13 protein-coding genes and 1 pseudogene are annotated in these 14,260 nt (G+C 40.6%); 8 read left to right on the top strand and 6 right to left on the bottom strand.

The window, feature by feature from the left end; translation table 11 throughout:
* Positions 1-136 precede the first annotated feature (136 nt).
* Complete coding sequence (locus AACV78_RS01280; protein WP_194011063.1) at positions 137-616, bottom strand: hypothetical protein; 480 nt, start codon at positions 614-616, stop codon at positions 137-139.
* 437 nt (positions 617-1,053) lie between these two features.
* On the opposite strand from AACV78_RS01280, the gene AACV78_RS01275 reads away from it, so the two are divergent.
* From AACV78_RS01275 to AACV78_RS01255, 5 genes are all read left to right on the top strand, one after another.
* Positions 1,054-2,997 carry a sensor histidine kinase gene (locus AACV78_RS01275; RefSeq protein WP_194011062.1) on the top strand — a complete coding sequence of 648 codons (1,944 nt, stop codon included), beginning with the start codon at positions 1,054-1,056 and terminating at the stop codon, positions 2,995-2,997.
* 216 nt (positions 2,998-3,213) lie between these two features.
* Positions 3,214-3,522 (top strand): hypothetical protein, encoded by a 309-nt coding sequence (locus AACV78_RS01270; protein WP_194011061.1) that lies wholly within the window; start codon positions 3,214-3,216, stop codon positions 3,520-3,522.
* A 14-nt stretch (positions 3,523-3,536) separates the two neighbouring features.
* Positions 3,537-4,034: a PepSY domain-containing protein gene (locus AACV78_RS01265; protein WP_194011060.1), complete on the top strand. Its 498-nt coding sequence runs from the start codon at positions 3,537-3,539 to the stop codon at positions 4,032-4,034.
* Positions 4,035-4,222: 188 nt separating this feature from the next.
* Positions 4,223-4,990: a COG4705 family protein gene (locus tag AACV78_RS01260; RefSeq protein ID WP_194011059.1), complete on the top strand. Its 768-nt coding sequence runs from the start codon at positions 4,223-4,225 to the stop codon at positions 4,988-4,990.
* Positions 4,991-5,069: 79 nt separating this feature from the next.
* On the top strand, positions 5,070-5,825 hold the full coding sequence (locus AACV78_RS01255; protein ID WP_194011058.1) for a COG4705 family protein: 756 nt from the start codon (positions 5,070-5,072) through the stop codon (positions 5,823-5,825).
* 171 nt (positions 5,826-5,996) lie between these two features.
* Here the strand turns inward: AACV78_RS01255 and AACV78_RS01250 are convergent, their stop codons facing one another.
* The 4 genes from AACV78_RS01250 to AACV78_RS01235 form a co-directional block, all read right to left on the bottom strand.
* On the bottom strand, positions 5,997-6,680 hold the full coding sequence (locus tag AACV78_RS01250; RefSeq protein ID WP_194011057.1) for a phosphatase PAP2 family protein: 684 nt from the start codon (positions 6,678-6,680) through the stop codon (positions 5,997-5,999).
* Positions 6,681-6,778: 98 nt separating this feature from the next.
* Positions 6,779-8,026 carry a sensor histidine kinase gene (locus tag AACV78_RS01245; RefSeq protein ID WP_194011056.1) on the bottom strand — a complete coding sequence of 416 codons (1,248 nt, stop codon included), beginning with the start codon at positions 8,024-8,026 and terminating at the stop codon, positions 6,779-6,781.
* Between the two features lie 186 nt (positions 8,027-8,212).
* Positions 8,213-8,890, bottom strand: coding sequence for a response regulator transcription factor (locus AACV78_RS01240; RefSeq protein ID WP_194011055.1), 678 nt, complete (start codon positions 8,888-8,890; stop codon positions 8,213-8,215).
* Positions 8,891-9,033: 143 nt separating this feature from the next.
* Positions 9,034-12,147: an efflux RND transporter permease subunit gene (locus AACV78_RS01235; protein WP_194011054.1), complete on the bottom strand. Its 3,114-nt coding sequence runs from the start codon at positions 12,145-12,147 to the stop codon at positions 9,034-9,036.
* A gap of 310 nt (positions 12,148-12,457) precedes the next feature.
* Between AACV78_RS01235 and AACV78_RS01230 the strand changes: the two genes are divergently transcribed.
* The 3 genes from AACV78_RS01230 to AACV78_RS01220 are packed head-to-tail and all read left to right on the top strand — an operon-like array spanning position 12,458 to position 14,021.
* On the top strand, positions 12,458-13,195 hold the full coding sequence (locus tag AACV78_RS01230) for a TIGR04255 family protein (RefSeq protein ID WP_194011053.1): 738 nt from the start codon (positions 12,458-12,460) through the stop codon (positions 13,193-13,195).
* On the top strand, positions 13,195-13,488 hold the full coding sequence (locus AACV78_RS01225; protein ID WP_194011052.1) for a hypothetical protein: 294 nt from the start codon (positions 13,195-13,197) through the stop codon (positions 13,486-13,488). Before AACV78_RS01230 ends, AACV78_RS01225 begins: the two co-directional genes overlap by 1 nt.
* Positions 13,485-14,021 (top strand): hypothetical protein, encoded by a 537-nt coding sequence (locus AACV78_RS01220; RefSeq protein WP_194011051.1) that lies wholly within the window; start codon positions 13,485-13,487, stop codon positions 14,019-14,021. The genes AACV78_RS01225 and AACV78_RS01220 overlap by 4 nt, the downstream gene beginning before the upstream one ends.
* Positions 14,022-14,062: 41 nt before the next feature.
* On the opposite strand, the pseudogene AACV78_RS01215 reads toward AACV78_RS01220, so the two are convergent.
* Positions 14,063-14,260, bottom strand: a pseudogene (locus AACV78_RS01215) (efflux RND transporter periplasmic adaptor subunit); the annotation flags it as partial.

The raw sequence follows: 14,260 nt of genomic DNA, 5'->3' as shown, positions 1-14,260 counted from the left end.
GGGGGCATTAGATGCAAGCAGGATTTACGCATTTATACCAAAGAAACCGGGTTTTTTCACGAAAATCCTTCGTTGCACCCCAAAAATTAGGCAAAAAACCCGGTTTCCGGCTACCTGTGCCTCCAGGACTGTCAAACTACTGAGTGAATGTAAAACGACCGTCTACTTTTTCTCCGTTAATATCCGCATTCACCTTCACAGGATATTGACCCGGTTCTTTGCCGGGAAACACAACAGCGTAATGTTTGCCCTCTGGATCGTATTTGAGAGCTAGGGTTTGCTGCTTTCCATTCGGCAACTGCACTTGAGCCGTCACTTTCGCATCAGGAACTGGTTCCTTTTTATCGCCTTTTTGCAGATACAAATCTAAGTGAGTTCCCGTAGCTTCTTTTTCAGGTACAAACTCTAAATAGTAAGCACCAGAATTGACAACTTGACCCCCGTTAGCTCCTTTCGCAGCAGAAGTCGCCGCAGGAGCGGAAGACGCAGGTTGAGAGGCCGCAGGAGGTGGTGGAGTAGTATTTGTATCGCTTGTTTGGTCGCCTTTACCGCAAGCTCCCAAAAAGAGCAATCCGACACTGCCTAGAATAATTAAACTTGACTTGAGCGTTTTCATGTGCTTTACTCTTGGCGAACAATGATTGGTAAATTATGGCACTTTGAGACAGGGAGTCAAGGAAATTTATCAAAACTTATTCAGAAATTAGCCAGCATAACAGTTGAAACAATGCTGGGCGAATATCAGTAATTAAAAAACGAACATATCGCCCTCGGACATGAGCAGAGACGACTATTAATCGAGAGATGTTTTCGCAGTTGATGGTATTTTGGTCTGTGGCTGCGAAAGCTTGCACGCTTGATACTTGCTATCTTAAGTGCGATCGCACTCCTCACCGCGACAGCACCTCATTCATGTTAAATCGCCACTTAACCTAGGTTGACACCCAAAAATGAAATCAGGATGAAATCTCTTAACTTTCAGACAGATAATCTTGCCAACTTCTTGACATTTGCCCTGTAGAGTGAAGTGTCAACTCACATTAAAGAAAGTTCATGGTTAAAATTTCAGAAAAAATAGATGTCAACCTTAATATTATTCCCATGCACTCACAAAACCATAAGCAAGCTGTAGTCCAAATGCCATCCCCTATAAAAACATCAACGGATTTCAAACTAGGCCCCAACTGGTTGCAACAACTGCTTCGCCGCGCCCCGATTCGGTTAAAAATTAGCTTGGGTTATGCATTGATACTCAGTATTGCTGTTTTGGGAACGACTTGCGGACAGCTAGTTGGAAACTTCTACACCAAAAAAGCTTTGCATAAACTCGGTCTCGAACAAGAAAAAGCCCAGATTTTAAGCGAAATGAAAATTGCTGTGATGGAAACTCAATCAAACCAAAAGAAACTTATTTTTGTGACGGGAGATCCTCAAGAATTTGTAGATGAAAAAGGTGAATTTCTTACTCAACTAAAAAAAGCTAGTCAGCTTTTATATTCGTTAAAAATTTTAGGTGATAGCAGTTTCAACCAAGCCGATACAGACATAATACAGTTGAATCAATTTTTACATAAGTATGACTCTACTCAAATAGCTTACACTCAAAAAATCCAGCGGACTTTGCAACAAATCGATCCTAAACGCTTGGGACAAAAAACAGGTATAGCCGCACAGCAGTCACTGTGGGATTTTACCAAAAGCCCGGAGGCGATCCTGTTTAACGAACTTTCAGAAGATTTAACCAAATTTGTTAAACTTGCTTATCTAGGACAAGAACAAGCAAAATTCCAGCTAGAAAGCGCGCGAAAAATTGGTATCCAAATCAGCATCGCCAGTTTGTTACTGTCGCTGATCGGTGCCACTATTTTTGCATTGTCCATCAGTCGGATGATTTCTCAACCTATAGAAACACTCACTAAAGTTGCTTCTTCAGCAACTAAAAAATCGAATTTTAGCCTACAAGCACCTGTTACCACTGACGATGAAGTAGGAGAATTGACGATAGCTTTCAACAGTCTCATTCAATCGGTAAAAGAGCATATTGAAGCACTAGAAATATCAAAACAAAGCTTAGAAATTCGCGTAACAGAACGAACAGAAGAACTTTCGCAAAAAAATCACGAATTGCAGTCAGCTTACGACCAACTTGCAGATGCCTTGCAAAATCTTCAACAGACTCAAGCCCAGCTCATTCAAGCTGAAAAAATGTCTAGTTTGGGTCAAATGGTAGCAGGTATAGCTCACGAAATCAACAATCCTGTCAGTTTTATTTACAGCAATCTAGAACACGCTAGTAACTACGCTCAAGACTTGATGCGATTAGTGCAATTGTACCAGCAGCAATATCCCAATCATAATAGTGTTATTCAAGCTGAAACTGAGGCGATTGATTTAGATTTTATGGCTGAGGATTTTGCTAAAATTATCCATTCTATGAAAAATGGTGCTGACAGAATTCGTCGAATAGTTCTGTCTTTGCGTAACTTTTCTAGGCTAGATGAATCCCAGCTCAAACTTGCCAATATTCATGAAGGAATTGACAGTACATTGGTAATTCTCAATCAGCGATTGGAGGGAAAAATTACAGTGATTAAAGACTATGAATATTTACCCAGAGTCAAGTGTTATGCAGCGCTTTTGAATCAGGTGTTTATGAATATAATCGATAATGCGATTGGAGCCATTGAGGAACGAAAAGTTAATAGTAAAGCCTCAAGCGATGCGACTGAGAAGCCTACCATCTGGATTCATACGGAAACAATAGATACCGAGCTGGTTAGAATCGAAATTAGAGATAACGGTACTGGGATAATGCCCGAATTTTTACCTAAAGTATTCGATCCTTTTTTCACCACAAAAGATGTAGGCAAAGGAACTGGCTTGGGACTAACTATTTCTTATCAACTTATTGAAAAGCACCAAGGTAAAATAGAGGTTTTTTCGGAACGCGGCGCAGGCACAAAATTTTGGATAACTCTGCCAGTTGAACCGTCTTAAAGTTAGAAAAAAACAGGATATATAACCTTAATAAAACTTAAGCATCAAGCCGAAATAAACCGGACTTTTCACCTAATTTGCGGGCGGCAGCGAGGGATTTTCGCCAAAAACCCGGTTTCTACCCATCCGTGCGTCCAAGACTAGCTGAATCTTGCCAAGTTCTTGACATTTGCCCTGTAGAGTGAAATTGCCAACTCACATTGAAGGGATTTGACGGTGAAAACTTCAACTAAAATCACTCTTGTTGACAACTTAAGCAACGGCGAGGCTAATGAAGACTCGTTAGCTGCGGGTAATGCCAGCAAAGACAAGATGCTGGGCGGGCAGACAAAAGATGTGGTTCCACCATTCATTAATAATTTAGACGGCAGAATGTGGCACGATCCACTCGATCGCACAATAGGTAACGATTTGCTATCCGGTGAAGAAGAGAACGAAAAATCACTTAAAAAATTTCCAACTAAAATAAATCTTGCTAAGTTCTTGACTTTTGCGATCTACAGTGAAACTACAAACCTAAATTGACAAAATTTAACACCGTGAAAACTTCAACAAACATCGCTCTAGCAGCAGCTTTGGTAGGTACTTTAGCAGTCAGTGGATTAGTCCGAACTGTGTACGCTTCGCCAGCAAAATCTCAGGTTGCCGTCATGCCCGATCGCACCATCCGCAAAGCAGCACCTGAAGCCAGTGATGGCGACGGCGAAACTAACGACGATGCCGAAGAAAAGCAAGAATCAAGTCGCCTGCAATCTCTAGCTAAAATTACACCACAACAAGCAAAAGCGGCGGCGGAAGCAGCGAAAGGTGGCACAGCAAGTCGCGTCAAATTAGAAAACGAAGATGGCAATGTTGTGTACTCAGTTGCGATCGGTCAGCAGGAAGTAAGTGTAGATGCCGGTAACGGTAAAATCCTCCAAACGCAAAGCCTAAAAGCTGAGGGTAAGGAAAGCGTTTCTCCCCGCAGCAGCGTTCAATTTTCCGAGGCGGCTGGCGGCGATGGCGATGGGGAAACGAATGATGATGCCAAGAAATAAAGCTCTAACGAATTAGCTTTTTTGGGATTACCAATAGATTAAGGGCGGAACCAATATTGCCCGCCTTTAATTGAGTAAATATCCAGCCTGCAATACTGACTTGCTTTCAGTAATTTCTTGTAAAAAAGCCAGTTTTAGGAGACTATCTAATCTCACTTTTTTTATAAAGATTAACAAGGAGAAATATCATGAATAAGATGCTAAACAGGGTTCCAGAGGTTACAGGTTCCTTCTGGATTATTAAGGTTCTGGCTACCACAGTAGGTGAAACTATGGCTGATTATCTATCAGTAAACCTGAACCTTGGTTTAAGCGTTACATCCTGTGTGATGAGCGCTGTGTTACTGATGGCGCTTTTGAATCAGTTTAGGCTGAAACGGTATGTGCCAGCTAGTTACTGGATTGTCGTCGTTTTAATGAGCATCACTGGCACAGTAATTACGGATAGATTGGTAGACGAGCTGGGAGTTAGCTTGACCACAACTATTATAGTTTTTAGTGCAATATTATCTGCCGTTTTTGGACTGTGGTATGCGGTCGAAAAAACATTAGCTATGCACTCGATCAACACAGCCAAGAGAGAGCTGTTTTATTGGGCTGCTATCTTATTTACGTTTGCTTTGGGTACGGCAACAGGAGACTTTATAGCAGAGGCTTTGAAACTGGGTTATGCACAATCAGCATTAGTATTTGCGGTTTTAATTGCGATAGTAGCTGCTGGTTATTATTACTTCAGAATGAATGCAGTCTTGGCATTTTGGGTGACCTACATCTTGACTCGTCCACTGGGGGCATCTACTGGCGATTTATTGTCACAACCTACTACAAATGGTGGTTTGGGTTTTGGTACGATCGGAACCAGTATGCTTTTTCTTTGTATAATCGTGAGTCTGGTTATTTACTTAAGCCTTAAGCAAAAGAAACTAGCCCCAATGCCGATCGACCAACAAAACTGATTAGCGATCGATCTTTCCAAGTTCTTGACATTTATCATCTAGAGTGAAACCGCTAAAGTACGATAACCCGATCGCAATTATGAGCAAACTTCCACAAATCACCGCATTTTTCTGGATAATGAAGATATGTGCAACCACTCTGGGGGAAACGGCAGGAGACCTTTTATCCATGACGTTAAACGTGGGCTATGCGGTTAGTTCGATGATATTGATTGGAATTTTTTTAGCCACTCTTGTCTCTCAATTGATATCGAAAAGCTATAACCCATTGCTTTATTGGACTGTCATCCTTTCAACCAGCACAGCGGGTACAACGATCTCCGATTACATGGATCGTACTTTAGGGCTGGGCTACGCTACAGGATCTGCGATTTTAATTACTATTCTCTTGGCTATTTTGGCGTTCTGGCGATTCAGTGTTGGGTCTCTATCTGTTAATAATGTCAAAACACCTAAAATTGAGCTGCTTTATTGGACTGCAATTCTATTTTCAAATACTTTGGGTACTGCCTTGGGTGATTTCCTAGCCGATACTTCTGGACTTGGATTTGCAGGAGGAGCGCTCCTAATTTCTAGTTTGCTTGCGCTGGTATTGGGAGCATATTATTATACTCAAATTTCGCCAGTCTTGTTGTTTTGGATTGCGTTCGTACTCACCCGACCGTTTGGTGCCACACTTGGGGATGTTATGACCAAATCACAAGAAAAAGGCGGTCTAAATTTTGGTACGGTCGGCTCATCTATAGTCCTGCTGTCAATACTTTTAGTCTGTATCGCCTTCACAACTTTCAATCAGAGAAAACTCATGGGGACTGTGCCTGCTAGCGATGAATAAAATTGGTTTGTAGTGAGGACTTTAGTCCTTATATTTTTAGGAAAACTTCAGTTTTAACTACAAACATCTGGTTGGCGAGGAACTAACCAAACATTATATCATAGGGTAGCTTGATTTTGATCGCAATCACAAGCTACCCTTTGATATTTGCTCGAATTGAGCAAAGCAATACTAGACTTGTCTGGTTTGTAACCTCAGCATTGCGATGCAGAGCGTCAGCCAAAGATAGCCGATTCCGTAGCCACCAATGATATCTGTTGGCCAGTGTACTCCTATATACATCCGACTCAGACCAATAAGAGCGATCGTCAAAACAGCTAAAGTATATATTAATTTAGAAAACTTCGGAAAGTGAGCGGAAAGCAGGTAAGCTAGAAACCCATACATTACAAAACTTCCTAAAGCGTGACCGCTCGGAAAACTAAAGGATGTTTCTGCAATTAAGCTCGGAAAAAGATGTGGACGAGGTTTAGTAAAAAACAACTTCAATCCAGTATTTAGAATCAAGGCTCCCAAACAAGCAAGAGCAAAAAATTTAGCTTCCTCGCGGTGATGCTGCCACCATAGAATTCCCAGCGTGACTGCCACAATCACTATAACTACACGGGGATCAGCAAGCTGAGTAATTGTTAGCATCACAGCATCTAGACTCGGATTTGCATATCCGTGCAGCCAGTACAGCCAAGAAGTATCAAAAGCAAAAGCTTCTCGTTCTAAGATTTCTTCAAATAGCCACGCTAAAATAAAACTGATTAGCAGACAACTGGTAAGTCCAACTACACCAATTGTCACAATTAAAGTATTTAAGCGTGGGTTGATATGCTGCAACCAAAATTCATAGATTTTTCGTAACATAATCAATCCAACTCAAGAAAATTCAAATCATGTACAAGTTATATCACAATCTTTAAATAGTTTTTAATTTTTATAAAACATCAATAAAGCGATGTATTTTAACTTATTTTAAAAGAGTGATCTGGCAATTTCACAGTGAAACAACTGCCAACTCCGAGCTTACTGGTGACGGTAATTGAGCCACCGTGATTTTGGGCAATGGTTTGGGCGATTGCTAATCCCAAACCAGAACCTCCATTCCAATAGGAACGAGATTCATCTGCTCGCCAAAACCGCTCAAAAATCAGCTTAATCTGCTCCGGTGCAATTCCCACACCCGTATCTCGCACGCTGACAATGCAATAGGAAACGAGACGGTTAGCTGTAATTTCTACTGTTCCTCCAGATGGCGTGTAGTGAAGTGCATTTTGAATCAAATTGGTGAACAGTCGCGTTAGTTGGTTTGAATCACCTACTAAATGAATGTTTTCTGTGAGTTGAGATTTTAAATTAATTTTTTTGAGTTCGGCGCGAGACTGATAAAGCTGAATTAAGCTATCCAAAACAACAGTTAAATTGACAGAATCTTTATTGATGCTTGCCACTTTATCGGTTCTTGCTAACAGCAGCAAATCTTCGGTTAGCTGCGTCATTTGATTCGCCGCACTAGCAATAGCATGAAACTTTTCGGCATCTAACTCTCTCATCCCCTCTGGGTATTTTAATGCTACGGCTAGATTACTTTTTATAGCCATCAAGGGGCTACGAAATTCGTGAGAAGCATCGGCAGTAAACTGCTTTAAACTTTTAAAACTATCCTCAATTGGCTGCATCGCTAAACGAGTCAATATCACTCCGCCAACACCGCTACAAATCAAGGCTATCAGGATTCCACTCCCTAGCCCTAAATTGAATTTATTTAAGGTTTCGTCAATTTCATCGAGGGACTGGCTTACTCTTATATAGCCGATTATTTTACCACTTTCCCTCTCAATTACTGGCAAAGTAATTCCTTGAATTCGATTTTTTCCCGTTGGCAATTCTACTGTATTGCTTAATGATAATGGTATGGCAAGCACAAATTTTCCTTGCTGAAATATCGTATTTCCGTTATTGTCAAATAATTGTAAGCCTTGATTGTTATCAATCAGAGTTTGCACGTTAAAATCAGTATCAAATTTTATGCGTCCGTTTTCCCATTCTGTATTGGCAGATGCTCCTTCTCCTAAAACTGTCAGTTTGTCTGTTAGCTGATCGGTGAGACTGCGAGCGAAGATTACTCTAACGCCAATTGCAAAAATACTTAATATTGATGCAAGCACAAGCAGGTAAGATGATAGCAAACGAGAGCGAATTTTCTCAAACATACTTAGGACAAATCATTAGCTATAAAAATTGCAAATATATTGGGAGATTTTCAATGTATTTGAAGTTGAACAAGATTGCATAAGTTTTTGATATATAAACTGCAAATGTAAGGCAGATGCAACACAGATACAACGCAGATGTTTTGAAGGATGTGAAAAGGAAAGGGTGCTGTTTTTTTAGGGTTGTTAGTGATGGCTGCTGAGTCGATAACCAATGCCGTAAACTGTTTCTATAAAATTTTCTGAAGTTCCGGCTGCTTTGAGCTTGCTACGCAAATTTGTGATGTGAGTTTTGACTGTTCCTTCTCCTGAAGCTTTATCAAAATCCCATAATTTATCTAAAATTGCCGAACGTGTCAAAACTTGAGTGGGACTTTTTAAGAAACATTCTAATATCATATACTCTTTGGGAGTTAAAGATAAGGCGTTTCCTGCATAAGTAACGGTGCAGCTAGTGGGATTGAGTTGTAAATTACCGTGGGTTAGAATCAGGGGTTTGGTTTCTGGAATTCTCCGAGATAAAGCTCTAATTCTGGCGGCTAATTCTTCTAATTCAAAGGGCTTAACTAAGTAATCGTCAGCTCCTGCATCGAGTCCAATGACTCTATCTAAGGTGGTATCGCGTGCTGTCAGCATCAAGATGAGAACGTGAGAGCGATCGGCACGCAGACGCTTGCACAGTGAGATACCATCTAATTTGGGCAGCATTAAATCTAACAAAATTAGGTCGTAATTGACCGATCGCGCATATTCCCAACCCTCTAGCCCGTCAGTCGCTATATCTACGACGTGGTTTTGATGCCTTAAGTCTTCTGCAAGGGGTTTGACAATGCGAAGATCGTCTTCAACTAACAAAATTCTCATTTTTTTATATCGAGATATCTTTCTCAACAGTATGATATCGTGCCCGGTCGATCGATCGCAATAAGATTAGTTCGCAGCATAGGACTTAAGTCCGATGCTGCTGTGGATGCAAGGTTGCACTACTAACTGTTTTTTATGATTGTCTATTTACCGGACATGAGATGAGTCGTTTTAGGTGCTAAAAATTTTCTAAATTGAGCGTACAAAGCTGGCAAAACTAACAGAGTTAAGGCAGTAGAAGTAAACAATCCACCCAACACCACAACCGCCAGAGGTTGCAAAATTTCTTTGCCTGCGCCTGTACCAACTACCAGAGGAACCATGCCTAAAGCAGAGGTAAAAGCTGTCATCAAAATCGCCACCAATCTTTCCATCGCACCTTCCTTAATTACTTCCTTGAAAGGCATTCCCTTGCTTAGTTTTTGATTAAAATTATCCACCAAAAGCAAACCGTTACGAACCGCGACTCCAAATAAAGTGATAAAACCCACAAGTGAAGCTACAGAAATGATGCCACCACCGATCGCAATCGAGAAAATACCTCCTACTAATGCCAGGGGTAAGTTAATCATAATCATAATCGAACTCGCAAAAGATTTAACAGCAAAATACATCAGAACCGCAATAATTACTATTCCTAAGCTACCAAATATCAGTAGGTTTTGAGTCGCCCGTTCTTCCGATTCAAATTGTCCACCATACTGAATAAAATAACCTGAAGGCAAGATTGCCTGCTGTTGTACTTTTGTCTTAATTTCATTAACAACTGAGCGTAAATCTCGTCCTGACACATTCGCAGCCACAACCAAGAAACGAGAAACATTTTCGCGGTTGATGGTATTAGGGCCAGTGCTGTATTCAATTTTTGCTACTTGTGCTAGTGGGATCTTCTGTCCCGAAGGAGTATCAACTAATAAGTTGCGGATAGTATCAATATTACTGCGATTTTCCGGTTTCAACCACACCAACAAATCGAATAACTGCTGTTCTTTAAGGACTTGAGATACAACTTTTCCATTCAAGGCAGTTTCTATAGTTTCTGTAAGACTTCCAATGGTAAGTCCGTAACGTGCAGCCAAAGCGCGATCGAATTTAATCTGTAACTGACGAATAGGAATTTGTTGTTCTAACTGCAAATCAACAATACCTTTAACCTGACTCATAGCTGTTTCCACTTCCTTCCCAATAGCTCTTAATTCTGTCAAATCAGGGCCAAAAACTTTCACAGCGATCGCACTTCTGACTCCAGAAAGAACTTCATCCATGCGATGGGAAATAAAGCCTCCCACGCTAGTAGCCACACCGGGTAATTTATTAAATTCCTCTCTAATTTTAGCAATACTTTCTTCTCGATTCTTAATACCAATATCGCTGAGTTCTACATCCAAATGTCCTAGATTTACCCCAGCGGCATCAGCATCACCGGGCGCACGTCCCGATCGCAATTGTACAGCGGTAAATCGAGGGTCATCTTTGAGAGCATTCTGCATTGAAAGTCCCATATCATTAGTAGCAGACAGAGAACTCCCAGGATAAAGTAACATTGTATTCACTAAAGACCGCTCTTGAAATTCTGGTAAAAACACTCTTCCTAGTGAGGGAAGCACAATTAATGAAGCAATAAAAGCAGCTATCGCCGGCAACAAAATTAATTTAGGACGATTAATTGCCATATTCAAAACTGGACGATAAAGCCGTTGGCTTAATGCCGAAACCCAAGTATCATCCGATGGTAACTGACGATTTGCTAATAAGATAGCGCAAAGAGCAGGGGAAAGAGTCATGGCGACAAAAGTAGAGGCCACAATAGAAACTAAGTAAGCCACTCCCATTGGGGTAAATATTCGTCCTTCTATTCCGGTCAAAGAAAAAATTGGAGCAAATACAATCACAATGATTACTGTAGAGAAAATTACACTGGTGCGAACCTCTACCGAAGTGCTGTAAACAATTTCAAAATCGTCTTTAGGTTTACCATCTATTTGATTTTTTCGCAATCCCCGATAGCAGTTTTCCATGTCCACAATGGAGTCATCCACCACTGAACCAATCGCTACTGCCAATCCGCCCAAAGTCATAGTATTTATGCCTTCTCCAAACCATGATAAAATTAACATTCCGATTAAAACGGACAAAGGAATTGCGCTGAGAGTGATGACAGTTGTGCGCCAATTCATCAAAAACATCAGCATGATTATTGAAACAATTATGATGCCATCTCGCAGGGAATTCAGCACATTTTCAATAGCAGAATCAATAAAACTTTCTTGGCGAAAAGTCACTTCTACTTTCACATCCTTCGGCAATCCTGCCTGCACTTCCTCCATTGCTTTTTCAACGGCTCTGGTTACAGTTGGAGTATCGATTTGAGGCTGCTTGTTTACCAGTAAAATGACTCCCCTTTGACCGTTGATACTACCATCTCCTCTAGCTAGTGCTGCTCCTAACTTTACCTCTGCCACATCGCGCAGTTTGATGGGTTTTCCATTTCTAGATATTACTACTGATTCGGCCAATTCTTGAATGGTTTCAATCCGACCTACACCACGAATAATTTCTTCGCGATCGGGTGTAATCAAAAATCCCCCAGAGGCATTAGTATTTGATTGTTCTGCTGCTTTTATCACCTCTTCTAAAGAGATATTTAATGCAGTTAATTTGACTGTATCTACTAAAACCTGATACTCTCTGACATCGCCTCCATAGGCAATCACCTGTGATATTCCCTGTACAGCCAGCAATCGGTTGGTAACATTTCGATCGACTAATCTTCGCACTTCCATTAAATCAGTTGTGGGCTGATTTTCTTCGGCTTTTATGGTAAAGGCATACATTAAAATTGTGCCTATTGGAGAAGAAATAGGAGATATTTGTGGTTCTTCAATACCTTGAGGCAACTTCGATCGCGTTTGCTGTAAACGTTCAGCAACGAATTGTCTCGCTTGATAAATATTTGTATCGGCTTTGAAAATTACTTTGACAACTGAAATGCCTACCGCCGAAGAGGATCGCACAGTTTCTACCCCCGGAGTTCCATTGACTGCGCTCTCAATTGGTAAAGTAATTAAAGACTCTACTTCTTCAGGGGCTAATCCAGGGGCTTCGGTTTGAATTTCTACTTGAGGCGGGGCAAAATTAGGAAAAACATCAAGGGGCATTTTAGTTAAATTATAACTTCCCAAAAAAGTAACTAAAATTGCACCGATTACAACTAGCCAACGTTGAGCGATCGACCATTTGAGGATTGAATTAAGCATTTTTTAGACAATTAATTTAGGATTTTAAAAATTTTGCCTCAATTAAGAAGCAATTTTTCACTTCAAACTCTTGACTTCTGATAGCCAGCGGCGGTTAATTACCCATCTGAGAATTGTGATGAACATTTAAATAGTTGACAGTTGACAGTTGACGGTTAAATAGCCATTCAATTTAGATTGACACCCTAAAATGAAATTAGGATGAAATATTTTGACTTTCCACCTTGATTAATAAGTCATCTAAAATCTCAAATCTTAAATGATATAACCAGTGTTGCTCTTTTTGACAAAGCAGCTTACAATAGTTATTATGCAAGCACCAAAACACTACTCGCACGCCCCAATCACCGAAGCCTTAATTGATATACAAGTTAAACTTCCACCAGGAGTTAAACTTGACAATTTGGCGCAGGTGTACTCAAGCATTCAGGCTGAGTATCCTCAGTGTGAAGAAGTGTTACTTTTTCAGGGACAAATGATGGCAGGTGCTAGTGTTGGGGCAACAGCAAGCCAGTCTCCTATTGGCTATAGAGCCTCCGGTGACGACCCAAAACAGATTCTTCAACTGCGTTTAGATGCTTTCGCATTCAGTTGGCTTGCCCCTTACGACTGTTGGGAAAATTTTCGGGATGAAGCAAAGCGACTGTGGAATATCTATCAGTCACTGACATATCCAGAAGCAATTGTTCGTTTAGCACTCAGGTATATTAACAGGCTAGATATTCCTTTGCCGATTGGCGATATCAAAGAGTATTTGAGGACATTTCCGGAAGTTTCTCCTGACTTGCCGCAAGGATTAAGTGGCTACTTTATGCAGCTACAAATTCCACAAGAACACTTGGGAACAATGCTTGTGATCAATCAAGCAATAGTTCCACCTCCCACACCTGATTTTGTTTCTATAATATTGGATTTAGATCTATTTCTGGAAGGAGATATTTCTTCTGATGAAATAGAGCTTTGGCAGATTTTAGAACAAATGCACGAACAAAAAAACAGAGCTTTTGAAGCTTGTATTACAGAACGCACAAGGGAGTTGATTAACTAATGGCTACAATTACCCCCCTACGTCCTAATGGCGTTTTATCGTCACCAAGATTGCTGGTGTTAGAGCCAAAAGCCACAGCTCAATTACAAAGTCCTGAAGGACGAGAAATTGCAGCACTAACCGATCAATTATTGCAGAATTTAACAGTTGTAAAACAATACTTACAAACTCTAGAAAGCTTTGGCGAAATAGACTACAATCCAGTACCACCAAAGCGATCGGAACGAGTAATCATGCGTGCTCAGTTCAAAGGGCGTAAAAAACCTCTGCCGTATATTTTCGATGAAGAATGATCGTAGAGCCTTTCTGGGTGCAGATAAATGAATCCACTCTCAGGCAAGGTGATTACCTGCCTGGGTGTCTCGTACCAAGACCAGTATTTGACCCAACAAGTTTTGGCAAAAATAGTGAAATTCAAGACGTACAAATAGAAATTAATGAAGTAGATTTAATTATTCTAACCCAAAGCTGCGATTTGGACAATAAAAAAGTAGCTCAGGTAGTGCTGTGTGCAATTTACCATATTTCAGAATTTGAGGAAAACAACGAAGCATTTAAGAAAAAAGGAAAATGGAATGAAGTTTTAAGAGGGAGAATAGAAGGTTTGCACCTGCTGGCATCACCAACGAACCCAGATAATAATAAAGAAGCACTGGTTGTAGATTTTAGAGATATCCAAACCTTGCCTTACGAATATGTGTTGAAACACGCTAGTAATTTAAACGATCGCTGGCGGTTAAAATCTCCCTACCTAGAACACTTTTCTCAGGCATTTGCACGTTTATTTATGCGAGTTGGTTTACCATCTGCTATTGGGCCTTTTTAAGTCATTTCATGTAGTTATAAGTGCTCGATTCAACAAAAATTTTACTTTGAAATCTTGACTTCTGCCTCCTGACTTTTAACGTGATGGTTGTCATTGTGTAGCAATTCATCGTCAATGGCTGGTTTAGAGATTGAAAAACTATTATTTGCAGCATCTGCTATTACTGGGAATTTCCGCCGATTTCCCCAAAATACTCCGGCGGCAAAAGTTAGGGATGCGATCGCAATTCCCCCCCCAAC

It is taken from the genome of Tychonema sp. LEGE 07196 (assembly GCF_963890365.1).
Classification (GTDB): Bacteria; Cyanobacteriota; Cyanobacteriia; order Cyanobacteriales; family Microcoleaceae; genus Microcoleus.
The sequence above is the reverse complement of the archived record's forward strand: the minus strand, read 5'-3'. Positions and strand labels throughout refer to the sequence as shown.